The sequence below is a fragment of the Kluyvera ascorbata genome, assembly GCF_023195735.1.
GTDB classification, from domain to species: Bacteria; Pseudomonadota; Gammaproteobacteria; order Enterobacterales; family Enterobacteriaceae; genus Kluyvera; species Kluyvera ascorbata.
In genome coordinates, this window is record NZ_CP096201.1 from 500,780 (window position 1) to 515,415 (window position 14,636).

The 14,636-nt window shown below is 53.4% G+C and carries 16 protein-coding genes; 8 read left to right on the plus strand and 8 right to left on the minus strand.

Annotated features, from left to right (window positions below; translation table 11 throughout):
- Positions 1-5 precede the first annotated feature (5 nt).
- On the minus strand, positions 6-1,334 hold the full coding sequence (locus MY052_RS02385; protein ID WP_248538144.1) for a CoA transferase: 1,329 nt from the start codon (positions 1,332-1,334) through the stop codon (positions 6-8).
- A 148-nt stretch (positions 1,335-1,482) separates the two neighbouring features.
- Here MY052_RS02385 and MY052_RS02390 point away from each other — a divergent pair, with 148 nt between their 5' ends.
- Entirely contained in the window at positions 1,483-2,937 is a 1,455-nt protein-coding gene (locus tag MY052_RS02390; protein ID WP_123651677.1) for an NAD-dependent succinate-semialdehyde dehydrogenase, read from the plus strand.
- Between the two features lie 26 nt (positions 2,938-2,963).
- Positions 2,964-3,239 carry a barstar family protein gene (locus tag MY052_RS02395; protein ID WP_035891198.1) on the plus strand — a complete coding sequence of 92 codons (276 nt, stop codon included), beginning with the start codon at positions 2,964-2,966 and terminating at the stop codon, positions 3,237-3,239.
- A 54-nt stretch (positions 3,240-3,293) separates the two neighbouring features.
- Here the strand turns inward: MY052_RS02395 and yhcN-B are convergent, their stop codons facing one another.
- From yhcN-B to argR, 3 genes are all read right to left on the minus strand, one after another.
- Positions 3,294-3,560, minus strand: a complete 267-nt coding sequence (yhcN-B, locus tag MY052_RS02400; protein WP_035891197.1) for a DUF1471 family stress response protein YhcN-B — start codon at positions 3,558-3,560, stop codon at positions 3,294-3,296.
- 107 nt (positions 3,561-3,667) lie between these two features.
- Entirely contained in the window at positions 3,668-3,931 is a 264-nt protein-coding gene (gene yhcN / locus MY052_RS02405) for a peroxide/acid stress response protein YhcN (RefSeq protein ID WP_035891196.1), read from the minus strand.
- A gap of 377 nt (positions 3,932-4,308) precedes the next feature.
- Positions 4,309-4,779: a transcriptional regulator ArgR gene (argR, locus tag MY052_RS02410; RefSeq protein WP_035891195.1), complete on the minus strand. Its 471-nt coding sequence runs from the start codon at positions 4,777-4,779 to the stop codon at positions 4,309-4,311.
- A gap of 455 nt (positions 4,780-5,234) precedes the next feature.
- Between argR and mdh the strand changes: the two genes are divergently transcribed.
- A complete protein-coding gene (gene mdh, locus MY052_RS02415) occupies positions 5,235-6,173 on the plus strand; it encodes a malate dehydrogenase (RefSeq protein WP_035891194.1) in 939 nt (312 codons plus the stop codon).
- Between the two features lie 54 nt (positions 6,174-6,227).
- Here the strand turns inward: mdh and degS are convergent, their stop codons facing one another.
- From degS to zapG, 4 genes are all read right to left on the minus strand, one after another.
- Positions 6,228-7,295 (minus strand): outer membrane-stress sensor serine endopeptidase DegS, encoded by a 1,068-nt coding sequence (gene degS, locus MY052_RS02420; protein WP_248538145.1) that lies wholly within the window; start codon positions 7,293-7,295, stop codon positions 6,228-6,230.
- Positions 7,296-7,476: 181 nt separating this feature from the next.
- Positions 7,477-8,628, minus strand: a complete 1,152-nt coding sequence (locus tag MY052_RS02425; protein ID WP_248537482.1) for an integrase core domain-containing protein — start codon at positions 8,626-8,628, stop codon at positions 7,477-7,479.
- Between the two features lie 141 nt (positions 8,629-8,769).
- A complete protein-coding gene (gene degQ / locus MY052_RS02430) occupies positions 8,770-10,146 on the minus strand; it encodes a serine endoprotease DegQ (RefSeq protein WP_248538146.1) in 1,377 nt (458 codons plus the stop codon).
- A gap of 138 nt (positions 10,147-10,284) precedes the next feature.
- Positions 10,285-10,683, minus strand: coding sequence for a Z-ring associated protein ZapG (gene zapG / locus MY052_RS02435; protein ID WP_035891191.1), 399 nt, complete (start codon positions 10,681-10,683; stop codon positions 10,285-10,287).
- A gap of 198 nt (positions 10,684-10,881) precedes the next feature.
- On the opposite strand from zapG, the gene zapE reads away from it, so the two are divergent.
- From zapE to sspB, 5 genes are all read left to right on the plus strand, one after another.
- Positions 10,882-12,006: a cell division protein ZapE gene (gene zapE, locus MY052_RS02440; protein WP_248538147.1), complete on the plus strand. Its 1,125-nt coding sequence runs from the start codon at positions 10,882-10,884 to the stop codon at positions 12,004-12,006.
- A gap of 324 nt (positions 12,007-12,330) precedes the next feature.
- Positions 12,331-12,759: a 50S ribosomal protein L13 gene (gene rplM, locus MY052_RS02445; RefSeq protein WP_035891189.1), complete on the plus strand. Its 429-nt coding sequence runs from the start codon at positions 12,331-12,333 to the stop codon at positions 12,757-12,759.
- 15 nt (positions 12,760-12,774) lie between these two features.
- A complete protein-coding gene (rpsI, locus tag MY052_RS02450; protein WP_000829815.1) occupies positions 12,775-13,167 on the plus strand; it encodes a 30S ribosomal protein S9 in 393 nt (130 codons plus the stop codon).
- 299 nt (positions 13,168-13,466) lie between these two features.
- On the plus strand, positions 13,467-14,105 hold the full coding sequence (gene sspA / locus MY052_RS02455; protein WP_185667785.1) for a stringent starvation protein SspA: 639 nt from the start codon (positions 13,467-13,469) through the stop codon (positions 14,103-14,105).
- Between the two features lie 4 nt (positions 14,106-14,109).
- Positions 14,110-14,610 (plus strand): ClpXP protease specificity-enhancing factor, encoded by a 501-nt coding sequence (gene sspB, locus MY052_RS02460; protein WP_035891185.1) that lies wholly within the window; start codon positions 14,110-14,112, stop codon positions 14,608-14,610.
- The last annotated feature ends 26 nt before the right edge of the window (positions 14,611-14,636 follow it).

Below are 14,636 nucleotides of genomic sequence, written 5' to 3' on the forward strand. Positions count from 1 at the left end.
GAGCCTTACCACCATTCCGCGCGATGCGCACCTAAAGGCATGGCCGGCATCGCAAACGCCATCGGCGTTTGTGCAAGCTCCAGCGCGCTGTTGAAATAGCGCAACTCACCGAACGGCCCCTCTTCGCTTACCATACAACGCGCGATCGCCGTCTCGTCTGGTGGGGCAATCGTCTGATAATCCGCAATACTCCCCAACTGCTGCAGCCACGTTGCTGTCCGGCACAATGACACGTCTACCCGCCATGCTCCGCCTTCATTACGCTGACGCTCCAGCGCCATCAGCACGCCCAGCGTGGCGAGATAGCCGCTGAGATAATCATTGGGGTAAGTTGGCCCCAGCACCGGTTGCCCGGTGCCGCCCTGTGCAACCGCCATACCGGTGACGGTCTGAGCAAGCTGCTCAAAGCCAGGTCGGTCTTTCCATGGCCCGCGGTGGCCGTAGCAGTTCAGATTAACTGTAATGATCTGCGGATTAATCTGCGCCATCTCTTCATCGCTCAGCCCATAGCGGGCGAGAGCGCCGGGGCGGTAGCTTTGGACAAAAACATCACCGTCACGCACCAGCTGTGCCGCCGTTGCGCGGCCCTCTGCGGTGGAGAGTTCAAGATAAGCGTTGCGCTTGCCGTGGTTGGTATCCACATCAAACGGCAGAATACGCGGGCGATAAGGCGACGACAGATGCAGCACATCGGCTCCCATCTGCGCCAGCCCGCGGGTTGCCGTTGGCCCGGCAATAACGTGAGTGAAGTCGAGAACGCGTAGCGGCTTCAGTACCCGTGGCGTATCGTAACGACGGTTTTTGGGCGCGCTATCGGTTAGCCGTGTCAGACGAATGAGCGGCTCCTGGCTGACCGCAAGCCCCTGAGGATGAGCCAGCCACTCTTTATGGCTACGCGCGATAGCGGTGCATAGCCCTGCTTCGGCGATGGTCTCCTCCAGCTTTTGCGCTTCCCACTGCGCGACCGCCTGCGCCACCCGATGACGGCTATTTGGCACATCGAGGATATCGAGGATCCCATCACGTAAACGCGGGTAGCCGCCGTGCAGGAATATCCAACGATTGTCGGCAGTAAGATAGAAATCGGTTGTGGGGTAATCCGGATCGTTGTACTGCCAGTTAAAGCCGTTCTGCTGCTGGAAGGTCACCGCATGCGTTGAGGCGGCGGCGCTGTGACAATCGACGGTAATCGGCTGCTGCTTGCCGCGAAGCACATCAAGCATCATGCCCTGTAGCGCCAGCACCGAGGCTGCGGCTTCACCAATGGCAAAAGGGGTAGGATAGACCGGCGTGTTGTGGGTAAATGACACCCTCTCAACGGCCAAATGTGTCATACCAAGGTCGTGACACAGCTTATTGAAAACAGGATTGTCGCGCTTCACCGCAGGTTCCTTATCGTTAATAAGACTTTCGTTATTCTGACAACTATTACGCCAAAAGCGATAGCTATACTTAAATGGAAACACTATTCAGGAGGGTGTAATGACCACGCAAGCATGGCAGGACAACGATCTTTTCCAGACGGGCTACCTGGTGAACGGCGAATGGCATCAGCTCGACACCACCTTTGATGTACTCAACCCCGCGACGGGCGAGGTTGTCGCCAAAGTCGCGAAGGCCGGGAAACAGGAGACGGAGCAGGCCATTGCCGCCGCAGCGCGCGCTTTCCCGCTATGGCGGGCAAAAACGGCGAAGGCGCGTTCAGAACTGCTGTATCGCTGGTACCAGCTCATCATCGAACATAAAAGCTGGCTGGCGAAACTGATGACCATCGAGCAGGGCAAGCCGTTGAAAGAGGCTGAAGGCGAGGTGGATTACGCGGCGAGTTTTATTCAGTGGTTTGCCGAACAGGGCAAAAGAGCGAACGGCGAGATTATTCCGCCGGCTAAACCGGGTTCACGTATTCTGGCAACCCGCGAGCCAATCGGTGTTGTCGCGGCTATCACGCCGTGGAACTTCCCGATGGCAATGCTCACCCGCAAGCTGGGGCCTGCGCTGGCCGCGGGCTGTACCGGTGTTATCAAACCCGCGAATAACACGCCGCTATGCGCGTTCGCACTGCTGGCGCTGGCGAAGAAAGCGGGGATCCCTGATGGCGTACTGAATGCGGTAGCAGGGAATACGTTGGAGATAAGCGACGCTATTATGGCGAGCCATGACGTGCGCAAAATTTCCTTTACCGGCTCGACATCGGTCGGGAAGACGCTGGTGCGTAACGCGGCCGAAACCATGAAGAAAGTCTCCATGGAGCTCGGGGGGAATGCACCGTATATCGTTTTTGAAGATGCTGATATCGATGCTGCGGTGAAGGGGGCGATAGCCAACAAGTTCCGCAATGCCGGGCAGGTATGCGTGAGCGTGAACCGTTTTTATATCCATGACAGCGTGTATGAGCGTTTTGTCAGCCAGCTTGCTGCCGCAGTGAAAGCGTTAAAAGTGGGGAACGGATTGGATGACGGTGTCGTTGTTGGGCCACTGATTGAGCCTGCTGCGGTTAAAAAGGTGCGTGAGCACGTTGAAGATGCGGTATCGAAAGGGGCGAAAGTATTAGCCGGCGGTCAGCCGCATGCGCTGGGGGGAAACTTCTGGCAACCGACGGTATTGGGAGATTGTCAGGAAACGATGCTGCTGGCGCAGGAAGAGACTTTTGGCCCGCTGGCGGCCTGTTTCCGCTTTAGCGACGAAGAGGATGTTATTCATCGCGCGAATAATACACCTTACGGACTGGCGGCCTATTTCTATACCCAAAACCTCTCCCGCGTCTTCCGTGTCTCGCAGGCGCTGGAAAGTGGGATGATCGGCATTAACGAATGCGCGGTTTCAACCGAGCTGGGGCCGTTTGGTGGCGTGAAAGAGTCCGGGCTTGGCCGCGAAGGTTCGGTGCTGGGGTTGGAAGAGTACCTCGAAGTGAAAACGTTGCACATTGGGGGACTTTAGTCAGTTGAATGGGATGAGGGCGTAAGATGAAAATCTATACTTTTGATTTTGACGAGATAGAGGATCAGGGCGATTTTTACCGGGAGTTCGCCCGTCTCTTTGCCCTCGATCGCGAGAAAATACGCGATCTGGACACGTTGTGGGATGTGGTGACCAGCAAAGAAATACCGTTACCCGTGGAGATTGAGTTCCTGCATCTGGACGAAAAGCAGCGACGACGTTACGGCGCGCTTATTTTGCTCTTTGATGAAGCAGAAGAAGAGCTGGAAGGGATGCTGCGCTTTAACGTCCAGCGCGGATAAAAAAAAGCCCTCGCCAAAAAGCGAGGGCAAGTCGTCGGTCAAGACGACGAGGGTTTATTTGTACAGCTCAGCTGTAGCGTGCCAATGGTCACCGGTACGTGCTTCGATAATACGATAGCTGCTAGCACCTTCTTTCTCTGCTTTTGCGGCTAGCTCACTACGCATATCCATCGGGTCGCTACCAACCTGTGAAACAGAGATGGTGCCCATTGATTGCAGGTTCTGTGCCTGGTCCTGACTTACCTGGTGTGCTGCGGCGCTTGCGCCGAAAGAAAGTACAGATGCCAGACCAAGGGATGCGATGATAATTGCGCTTTTCATATTCTTACTCCTCACCTTATTTTGCAGCGGTGAGAGGATGTTGTTGCTGATTCCTGGGACCGCTGTGGAAATTTTTACTGAATGCCGACGTATTGCTTCACACTAACTTATTTGTACAGTTCTGCCGTTGCGTGCCAATGGTCACCGGTACGCGCTTCAATGATGCGATAAGAAGATGCACCTTGTTCTTCTGCTTTTTTGTTCAGCATTTCATGCATGTCCATCGGGTTTGAACCGACAGAGCCGACAGATACGGTGCCGATTGCTTGACGGGTTTGTGCCTGGTCGCTGTTGATAGAGTCAGCGGCGAAAGCGCCAAACGAGATAACAGATAGGATGCTCAGAGCGGCAACGGTTGTTTTGATTTTCATGATACTCACCTCGTCGTATTTTTTTGGAGGGCCTTTGTTTTGTGACCCTCATCACGAAATTAAGTATACACTAATCACGAAAAATATTAATACCCAGCTAATTGTTTCTCGTGTAATTAGTTGTCAGGAATCGTCATTTTTAGAAGATATACGTATAAAAAAACGCATATTTTGGCAAAGTTCGTCGTCAATAATGCGTAAAATCAAACGGATAGGATAATTTGATGTTTTGTGCGGTTAAGTTGGGATATATTCACTGAAACTATGGTTTAGGGTGGAAAATCGCACTAAATGTTAACGAAGCGGCAGAAGAAACGGCGGGTGAGTCGGTGGGAAAGCGGACTCCTCCGGAGGGACCAGAGGAGTATCACGAGGGATTACAGCTCCTGTTCAAACAGAACCTGAATGGCCTCGTAGAGATCTTTAACAGTGAAGCCTCGAGCCGGTGTGGTGAAGATAGTGTCATCACCGGCAATGCTGCCGAGAATACCTTCAGCCTTGCCTAAAGAGTCCAGAAGGCGCGCGATAAGCTGTGCGGCGCCTGGGCTGGTATGAATCACAACGACTGCGTCATTGTAGTCGATATCCAGAACCAGATTCTTCAACGGGCTGGTGGTGGTCGGTACACCCAGTTCTGCTGGCAGGCAGTAAACCATCTCCATTTTGGCGTTGCGAGTTCGCACTGCGCCAAACTTCGTCAGCATACGAGAGACTTTGGATTGGTTGATATTATCGAAGCCTTCTTCTTGTAAGGCCTGAACAATTTCGCCCTGAGAGCTAAATTTTTCTTCCTTCAGTAACGCTTTAAAGGCTTTAACTAATTCTTCTTGTTTAGTTGAACTTCGCATAAGTCACCCGAGTATGGTGGTGAAATTAACATTATTATGCATATAGGTGAATTTTTATGCAAAACAATTTATCCCAAGAGGCTAGGCCAAATAGAGAAAGGCCGGATTTTAGCAAAAATTAGACCTAAGAAACATGCCTATATCACGGGATCTAAATAAGTTAAAAGTAAATGAATTGTTATTAAATTGCTGTTGTTTTACGCAACGTGCTGAGTATATTGTAATCGATAGTTGATGAAAGTTTGGTTTCGTAGATAGACCTTTTTCTGGGAGTAGTGCGGTAACGCCAGCAATGCTGCTGTCATACCCGCATTCTGTAAGCAATTATATTGTAATTATTTACCTTGTGAATTAAGGTCGCCGCAACGGAGTAACAACAGGTATCTCTTGCGTCGGTTATGCGGTCCACGACAGGTTATTACCTGAATGTCATTAACCATAATAAGGAGTTTAGGATGAAAGTCGCAGTCCTTGGTGCCGCCGGCGGTATTGGCCAGGCGCTTGCCCTACTACTAAAGACCCAACTGCCTTCAGGTTCAGAACTCTCCCTCTATGATATTGCCCCCGTCACGCCTGGCGTGGCTGTCGATCTCAGCCATATTCCTACTGATGTCAAAATCAAAGGATTCTCTGGTGAAGATGCGACGCCTGCGCTGGTAGGGGCGGATGTTGTCCTGATCTCTGCTGGGGTAGCGCGTAAGCCCGGTATGGATCGCTCCGATCTGTTTAACGTTAACGCCGGGATTGTCAAAAACCTGGTGCAGCAAATCGCAAAAACCGCGCCTAAAGCCTGTATTGGCATTATTACCAACCCGGTCAACACCACCGTGGCCATTGCCGCTGAAGTGCTGAAAAAAGCGGGCGTATACGACAAAAACAAACTGTTTGGCGTCACGACGCTGGACATCATCCGCTCCAATACCTTTGTGGCTGAGCTGAAAGGTAAAAAATGCGGTGACGTCGAGGTCCCGGTTATCGGCGGCCACTCCGGCGTAACGATTCTTCCTTTGTTGTCGCAAATCCCAGGCGTCAGCTTCTCTGAACAAGAAGTCAATGACCTGACCAAGCGTATCCAGAATGCGGGTACCGAAGTGGTTGAAGCAAAAGCCGGTGGCGGCTCAGCAACCCTGTCCATGGGCCAGGCTGCTGCACGCTTTGGCTTGTCCCTGGTTCGCGCTCTGCAGGGTGAGAAAGGGGTAGTTGAATGCGCCTATGTTGAAGGCGATGGCGAATATGCTCGTTTCTTCTCACAGCCGCTGCTGCTGGGTAAAAATGGGATTGAAGAACGTCAGTCTATCGGCAAACTGAGCGCTTACGAACAGCAGGCGCTGGAAGGAATGCTGGATACGCTGAGAAAAGATATTCAGCTTGGCGAAGATTTTATCAATAAATAAGATCTGACCGCTGAATATAACAAAGGGGCCGAGGGCCCCTTTGCTTTTGGTCGTTTAGTTGGACGCTGGGTATTCCTGAATCGTTACCTGCATCGTTAACTTCTTATCGTCACGCATGACCACGACTGGAATCACTGAACCCGGGCGGATCTCCGCGACCTGGTCCATGGTCTCTAGTGCGGAAACCGCCGGTTTACCGTTCACCGAGATAATCACGTCGTTGTTCTGAATACCGGCTTGCGCAGCGGGGCCGTCTGGCGCAATTTCGTTAACCACAATCCCCTGAATCTGATCGATACCGCCGCCTTGCGCGCGCAGCGGTGCGATTTCGCGGCCGCTGATACCGATGAAACCACGAATCACGCGCCCGTCACGGATAAGCTTATCCATAATCTTAGTTGCCAGCTGGAATGGGATGGCAAAGCTTAGCCCTTCTGGCGTTTCGCCATCGTTGCTCTTATCGAACGAAAGGGTATTGATGCCCATGAGCTCGCCCAGCGAGTTCACCAGCGCGCCGCCGGAGTTACCGTGGTTGATGGAGGCATCGGTTTGCAGGAAGTTCTGTCGACCGCTTGGGTTCAGGCCGATACGACCGGTGGCGCTGATGATCCCCTGCGTGATGGTCTGCCCGAGGTTATACGGGTTGCCGATAGCCAGTACCACGTCGCCAATGTGCGGCACGCGGGTTGGGTTAATCGGAATGACCGGCAGACCGCCGGTGGCGTTAATCTTGAGGACCGCGAGGTCGGTCAGGCTATCGGAGCCGACGAGCAGCGCTTCAAACACGCGACCATCCTGCAGTGCGACAATAATCTGGTCCGCATCGTTAATGACGTGCTTATTGGTAACGATGTATCCGCGCTGATCCATAATCACGCCGGAACCGAGGGTTTTAATCTCGAGTTGGGTGTTGGTATTGCTGTTCAGACTACGGTTATAGACGTTAACCACCGCAGGAGCGGCACGGCGCACCGCCGAGTTGTAGCTGGCAGGAGTTTCGTCCGTGCTGCTAAAGCGCTGAGTGGCGAGCGGGTTCCACTGGCGCAAAGACGGGACGGTAACAATCAATATGCCGCCAACCAGTAAGCCTAGTGCGACGGAACGTAAGAGCTTTAGAAGCATGATACAGGCATCGTTTATGAGGAAACTGGGCGAAGCATACCACGACTTTACCAGACATACATTCCACACGATTTCCAATGCGGGTCCGTTAAGGGTTTTGGTGAGCTGTAGGCCGGATGGCGCTTTTGTACGACCGGATACATAGGTAACACTTCAGACCGGGAACATAGGTAACACTTTCCTAGTCTATCCGGATAATACTACGGCTTTTCCGGTCATAGTAAGCAAGCGTTATTCCGTTAAAGATGATGGCCTCAACGCCATCATCTTTTTCTTCCAGCATGATGTATTCTCCCAGCAGCGCCTCGCTCAGGAACACTTCCTTACCGATGTGTATTACTCCTTTCGACATCACCCTGTACAGCCGTGCCCCCTCAGGCCACTCATATTCAGGGACCTTTCCATCCCAGCGACGCGATGAAGGCCGCCATACCTGGCCCGGCGTACTTCCTCCCAGTGCCTCATGCGGACGCTCCTGGTTAAACTCTTCTCTGTAATGACTGAACCAGGCCTGTTGCTCCTCCTGCGTTCTGAAGATATTCCCGTGCTTCAGCGCACTTTTCAGCGAGCGGTGCATGCGTTCATGACGACCATTTTCTTCCGGATGTCCCTTCCTGATGCGCTCGGGTCTGACGCCCAGCTTGATAAGCCAGACTGACAGACGGCTGAGACCCGCTACCCCGACACCTGCAAAGGGCTGCCCGTTATCGGTTCGCAGTACATCCGGCAGACCATATTCAAGGAAGGCATCAGTGAGGCACTGCCGGGCGAACACGGTGTTCTCGTGATGGTTACCCCGGCAGCTCAGAAGGTAACGACTGTGGTTATCCGTTAGCGTAAACGGATGGCAGTATTCCCGGCTCAGCAGTCTGAACTTCCCTTTAAAATCAGCGCTCCAGACCTGATTAATATTCTGGACAGTGGTCAGCGGCTGACGATTACCGGGGGTTCTGTGTTTGCGTTTTCTGTCCGGAACCAGCCCCTGGCGTTTGAGGATGTCACCGATGGTGCTGGCAGCCGGGACCGGGAAGTCGACCTGATGATTAAGGAGCCACATCCGCAGCTTTTTCGGCCCCCAGTCAGGGTGTTTTTGTCGTAACGCCATCAGATGGGCAGCAATATCTGGCGGGATGGTGCGGGAATGTGAGTGTGGTGCGCGTGAGCGGTCAAAAAGCGTCGCAGGCTCTGAGGGCTCAAAACGCCCGAGCCATTTATAGCCCGTTTTACGGCTGATGCCGAAGAGGCGGCAGAGCGCGGAGAAAGACATCGTGCCAGTCTGGCTGGCACGGATAAAATCAAGGCGTTGCATAGGTCGGGTCTCAGTCCAGGGCATAGCGAGTCTCCTCTTCTATGCCAGTTATAACTGTTACCCATGTATCCGGTCTAAAGTGTTACCTATGTTTCCGGTTTGTACCCTTTGCCTATCCGGCCTACAGCACATGATTTCACTTATCCGCTTTCCGGCTTTTAAGGATTAACGCATCAGCAGGTAAATGCTCTCGTTGCCGCGCATAACGTTCAAGGCAATCACCGCCGGTTTGGTTTCCAGCACCTTACGTAGTTCAGCAATTGACCCGGTCTGCTGGCGGTTGATGCCGATGATGACATCATCTTTATGCAGGCCAACCTGAGCCGCCGGGCTGCCTTTCTCGACGTTGGAGATGACCACGCCTTTGGTACCGCTTTTCGCCTGGCCGTCGCTCAGCGTTGCCCCTTCCAGCGCCGGAATAATGAGCTGTGCGCTGGCGGTGGACGACGTACTTTTATCCAGCGTCACTTCCACTTCAAGCGGTTTGCCATCGCGAAGCAGGCCCAGTTTGACCTTCGAGCCCGGTTCAGTGGTGGCGATTCGGGAGCGCAGTTCGGCAAAGCTGTTGAGCGGTTTACCGTTCAGGCTGGTTATGACATCGCCGGACTTAATCCCGGCTTTGGCTGAGCCCGAGTTTGGCAGCACTTCACTGACGAACGCGCCGCGCTGTACATCAAGGTTGAACGCTTTCGCGATATCGGCCGTCATCTCCATGCCGCGAATACCGAGCAGACCACGTTTGATTTCACCAAACTGAATCAGCTGCTGCGCCAGGGTTTGCGCCATATTGCTCGGGATAGCAAAACCGATACCGATGCTGCCGCCGCCCGGCGCCAGAATGGCGGTGTTGATACCAATCAGCTCGCCGTTCAGGTTAAGCAGCGCACCGCCGGAGTTACCGCGGTTGATGGCGGCATCGGTCTGAATAAAGTTTTCCAGCCCTTCGAGGTTCAGCCCGCTGCGACCCAGCGCTGAAACAATCCCGGAGGTTACGGTCTGACCGAGGCCGAACGGGTTGCCGACGGCGACGGCGAAATCGCCTACGCGCAGCTTATCGGAGTCGGCAATAGCAATTTGCGTTAGATGGCTGGCTTTCTGGATTTGCAGCAAGGCGATGTCGCTCTGGTCATCGCTGCCGATAAGTTTGGCCTCAAATTCGCGACCATCGTTGAGCTGCACGCTGATCTTCTGCGCGTCGCTCACCACATGATTGTTGGTCAGCACATAGCCTTTAATGGCATCGATGATGACGCCGGAACCCAGCCCTTCAAACTGCTGCGTTGGCTCATTGGCCGGATTGCTGCCGTCATCACCAAAGAACTTCTTCAGTTCATCCGGAACCTGCTGATTCACCGGTGCGGAACCTTCAACCTTCACGCTCACCACGGCAGGCAGAACTTTCTCCAGCATCGGCGCGAGGCTTGGCAGACTACCCTGACCCGGAACCTGCGTTGGCAGCGAGGCCAGTACCGGTGCCGGTACGGCAAGCGATAATCCAATGCTTAATGCCAATGCACTTAACAGTAAAGTCGATTTCTTCATTGATGCTGGCCCTCATGACCCTGGATGCAAGGACAATACTTCCCGAAAAGACTGATGTTATTGAAGTAAATATAGTCGGCGTGAGCAGAAGAGGACGGGCGCAAGTGATGCGCCCGTGAAATATTTATGGAATGCAGATTAATCGCGTTTTGCGCTACCGCGGAGCAGACCGGATGCGCCGTCAGAATAGTCGCGCGGCATCTGAACCGGCGCCTGGTCGTTACCCGCTTCGGATTCGGCCAGACGGTTACGGAACGGGTTGGCATCCGGAGACATGCCCGGCAGCAGGTTGCTGGAGCTTTTCGCCATATGTTGATAAATCTGGCGATAGTCATCTGCCATGTTATCAAGCAGTTCTGCACTGCGCGCAAAATGGCTCACCAACTCTTCGCGGTACTCTTCCAGCTCGGCTTTGTTTTTCTCCAACTCGTACTGCAGCGCCTGCTGCTGACGTAATTTGCTATTACCAAAACGCATGGCCACGGCACCGATGATGATACCGACAACTAACCCAATTAGCGCGTATTCCCAGGTCATGAACATCTCCCGTTGTTTTATAGTTCCATAGGGTATTGGCGGCTTCGGCAACTCCATGCCAGCGCCCGATAGTGCCACTATAACCGCTAATCCCGTAGAAGTGGAATCCTGACGCATCATCGCGTAGTGTAGAACGGACTTTTTTTAGTCAATCGTGAAGTAAGACATACCGGTTTTCAAAGGAATAACAATTAGATCATGCAAAGCCAGTCCCCCACATCGCGCTATCTCCAGGCTCTCGAAGAGGGCAGTCATCAACCTGATGACGTTCAGCGTGAGGCGGTTAACCGCCTCGACACCATTTACCAGGAACTGCAAAACAAAACGTCCGCCCCCGTATCTGGCGGTGGCCTGCGTGCGCGTTTTGGTAAGCTGCTGGGTAAAAAAGAGTCCGACACACCGCTTGCCGTTCGCGGCCTCTATATGTGGGGCGGCGTAGGACGAGGCAAAACCTGGCTGATGGATATGTTCTATCAAAGCCTGCCTGGCACGCGTAAGCAGCGTCTGCATTTCCACCGTTTTATGCTGCGGGTGCACGAAGAACTGGGGGAGTTGCAGGGGCACAGCGATCCGCTGGAAATCGTGGCGGAGCGTTTTAAGGCCGAAACGGACGTGCTCTGCTTCGATGAGTTTTTTGTCTCTGATATTACCGATGCGATGCTGCTGGGTGGCTTGATGAAGGCGCTGTTTGCTCGCGGTATTACGCTGGTGGCGACCTCCAACATTCCGCCGGATGAGCTCTATCGAAACGGTTTGCAGCGCGCGCGCTTCCTGCCGGCAATTGAAGCCATTAAAGAGCACTGCGACATCATGAACGTGGACGCAGGCATCGACTACCGACTGCGAACGTTAACGCAGGCGCATCTGTGGCTTTCCCCGCTGAATAACGACACCCGCCAACAGATGAACAAACTGTGGCTGGCGCTGGCGGGCACGCCGCAGCAAAACCAGACGACGCTTGAGATAAACCACCGTCAACTGCCAACGCTCGGCGTGGAGAATCAGACGCTGGCGGTATCGTTTACCACGCTGTGCGTCGATGCGCGTAGCCAGCACGACTATATTGCGCTCTCACGGCTGTTCCATACCGTGATGCTGTATGACGTGCCGGTGATGACGCCGCTGCTTGAGAGCGAAGCCCGACGCTTTATCGCGCTGATCGATGAGTTTTATGAACGTCACGTGAAGCTGGTGGTGAGCGCTGAAGTTGAGCTTTACAACATCTATCAAGGGGAGCGGCTGAAGTTTGAGTTCCAGCGCTGCCTGTCGCGTTTGCAGGAAATGCAGAGCGAAGAGTACCTCAAACGCCCACACATGCCATAAATGCATAGCCCATGTAGCCCGGGCGAGGCGTTCACGCCGACCCCGGGAAACCCCTACGCGAATTCCCGGTGCCGCTTCGCTCGGCCGAGCTACGTGGGCAAACAAAACCCGCGGCAAATCACATAAAGGGGTCGATCTTTGACCCCGACTTCTCTATAATCTTGCGACCCCACGTTACAAGAGAGTTTTTTTCCCAAAACTTTCTCTGCGCCGGCATAGGCTATTCGAAGGGGTAGGTTTGCTGGACAATGTCGTGTGAACCTCAACTGACAAAACGTTTGGGTGTTCACCAACGTGTAACTAATTTATTTGGGTAAGCTTTTAATGAAAACTTTTACAGCTAAACCAGAAACCGTAAAACGCGACTGGTATGTTGTTGACGCGACCGGTAAAACTCTGGGCCGTCTGGCTTCCGAACTGGCTCTGCGCCTGCGCGGCAAGCACAAAGCGGAATACACTCCGCACGTGGATACTGGTGATTACCTCATCGTTCTGAACGCTGATAAAGTTGCTGTAACCGGCAACAAGCGTACTGACAAAGTGTACTATCGCCACACCGGCTACGTTGGTGGTATCAAAGAAGCGACCTTTGAAGAGATGATTGCTCGCCATCCTGAGCGTGTGATTGAAATCGCGGTTAAAGGCATGCTGCCAAAAGGCCCGCTGGGTCGTGCAATGTTCCGTAAACTGAAAGTTTACGCAGGTAACGAGCACAACCACGCGGCACAGCAACCGCAAGTTCTTGACATCTAATCGGGATTATAGGCAATGGCTGAAAATCAATACTACGGCACTGGTCGCCGCAAAAGTTCCGCAGCTCGCGTTTTCATCAAACCGGGCAACGGCAAAATCGTTATCAACCAACGTTCTCTGGAACAGTACTTCGGTCGTGAAACTGCCCGCATGGTAGTTCGTCAGCCGCTGGAACTGGTCGACATGGTTGAGAAACTGGATCTGTACATCACTGTTAAAGGTGGTGGTATCTCTGGTCAGGCTGGTGCGATCCGTCACGGTATCACCCGCGCTCTGATGGAGTACGATGAGTCCCTGCGTGGCGAACTGCGTAAAGCTGGCTTCGTTACTCGTGATGCTCGTCAGGTTGAACGTAAGAAAGTCGGCCTGCGTAAAGCACGTCGTCGTCCTCAGTTCTCCAAACGTTAATTTGTTTCTGCTTCGGCAGACAACAATTGGCGAAAAAAACCCGCTCAGGCGGGTTTTTTTATGCCTGTAAACCAGAAGCCAGTGGGCTCTTTTTCCGCTTTTCCGGAATCCCCTCACCACAAGCCGTTCAAAATCTGGTAGACTATCATCCAATTTTCTGCCCAAATGCGCGCGATTGTTCATTTTTTGTTTAATTCGTAAACGGGAATGTCGTACAGCGTGCAGATAAGGCTAATCATCTGGCTGGCCGCCTTTGCGGCTGGTAGCAGTAAAAATTCTGAATATACCTGGAGGTTTTCATGGCTGTCGCTGCCAACAAACGTTCGGTAATGACGCTGTTTTCTGGTCCTACTGACATCTATAGCCATCAGGTCCGCATCGTGCTGGCTGAGAAAGGCGTCAGCTTTGAGATAGAGCATGTGGAAAAGGACAATCCACCGCAGGATCTGATTGACCTCAACCCGAATCAAAGCGTACCGACACTGGTGGATCGTGAACTGACTCTGTGGGAGTCACGCATCATTATGGAATACCTGGATGAGCGTTTCCCTCATCCGCCGCTGATGCCTGTCTACCCGGTCGCACGCGGTGAAAGCCGTCTGTACATGCACCGCATCGAAAAAGACTGGTACTCACTGATGAACACCGTGATGAACGGTTCTGCTGCTCAGGCGGATGCTGCACGTAAGCAACTGCGTGAAGAGCTGCTGGCGATTGCGCCGGTCTTCACTCAGAAGCCATTCTTCCTGAGCGACGAGTTCAGTATTGTCGATTGCTACCTGGCTCCACTGCTGTGGCGCTTGCCTGTCATGGGTATCGAGCTGGTTGGTGCCGGTGCGAAAGAGCTGAAAGGCTATATGACTCGCGTCTTCGAACGTGATTCTTTCCTCGCCTCTTTAACGGAAGCCGAGCGCGAAATGCGCCTTGGCCGGGGTTAATTGAATGGAAGTTTCACAGCTTTCTCCACGCCGCCCGTACCTGCTGCGTGCGTTCTACGAGTGGCTGCTGGATAACCAGCTGACGCCGCATCTGGTGGTCGATGTCATGATGCCAGGCGTGAACGTACCAATGGAGTACGCGCGCGATGGACAGATCGTATTGAATATCGCGCCACGCGCGGTGGGCAATCTTGAACTGGCCAACGATGAAGTGCGCTTTAACGCGCGCTTTGGCGGCGTACCGCGTCAGGTTAATGTGCCGCTGGCTGCCGTGCTGGCTATCTATGCCCGTGAAAACGGCGCTGGAACCATGTTCGAACCTGAAGCCGCGTACGATGAGAATGCGGACAGCTTCAACGACGATGAAGCCGTGGATAACGGTGGAAGCGAAACGGTGATGTCGGTGATTGATGGCGATAAGCCTGATATTAGCGATGACAACGATCCGGATGATACGCCGCCACCGCCTCGCGGTGGGCGACCGGCGCTGCGCGTTGTGAAGTAAGATGAGAACAGGCCCTTTGGGGCCTG

Bases quoted from the DNA above. Each gene is read 5' to 3' on its own strand.
- MY052_RS02385 (WP_248538144.1), bottom strand. From the start codon at position 1,334: ATGACACATTTGGCCGTTGAGAGGGTGTCATTTACCCACAACACGCCG.
- MY052_RS02390 (WP_123651677.1), top strand. From the start codon at position 1,483: ATGACCACGCAAGCATGGCAGGACAACGATCTTTTCCAGACGGGCTAC.
- MY052_RS02395 (WP_035891198.1), top strand. From the start codon at position 2,964: ATGAAAATCTATACTTTTGATTTTGACGAGATAGAGGATCAGGGCGAT.
- yhcN-B (WP_035891197.1), bottom strand. From the start codon at position 3,560: ATGAAAAGCGCAATTATCATCGCATCCCTTGGTCTGGCATCTGTACTT.
- yhcN (WP_035891196.1), bottom strand. From the start codon at position 3,931: ATGAAAATCAAAACAACCGTTGCCGCTCTGAGCATCCTATCTGTTATC.
- argR (WP_035891195.1), bottom strand. From the start codon at position 4,779: ATGCGAAGTTCAACTAAACAAGAAGAATTAGTTAAAGCCTTTAAAGCG.
- mdh (WP_035891194.1), top strand. From the start codon at position 5,235: ATGAAAGTCGCAGTCCTTGGTGCCGCCGGCGGTATTGGCCAGGCGCTT.
- degS (WP_248538145.1), bottom strand. From the start codon at position 7,295: ATGCTTCTAAAGCTCTTACGTTCCGTCGCACTAGGCTTACTGGTTGGC.
- MY052_RS02425 (WP_248537482.1), bottom strand. From the start codon at position 8,628: ATGCCCTGGACTGAGACCCGACCTATGCAACGCCTTGATTTTATCCGT.
- degQ (WP_248538146.1), bottom strand. From the start codon at position 10,146: ATGAAGAAATCGACTTTACTGTTAAGTGCATTGGCATTAAGCATTGGA.
- zapG (WP_035891191.1), bottom strand. From the start codon at position 10,683: ATGACCTGGGAATACGCGCTAATTGGGTTAGTTGTCGGTATCATCATC.
- zapE (WP_248538147.1), top strand. From the start codon at position 10,882: ATGCAAAGCCAGTCCCCCACATCGCGCTATCTCCAGGCTCTCGAAGAG.
- rplM (WP_035891189.1), top strand. From the start codon at position 12,331: ATGAAAACTTTTACAGCTAAACCAGAAACCGTAAAACGCGACTGGTAT.
- rpsI (WP_000829815.1), top strand. From the start codon at position 12,775: ATGGCTGAAAATCAATACTACGGCACTGGTCGCCGCAAAAGTTCCGCA.
- sspA (WP_185667785.1), top strand. From the start codon at position 13,467: ATGGCTGTCGCTGCCAACAAACGTTCGGTAATGACGCTGTTTTCTGGT.
- sspB (WP_035891185.1), top strand. From the start codon at position 14,110: ATGGAAGTTTCACAGCTTTCTCCACGCCGCCCGTACCTGCTGCGTGCG.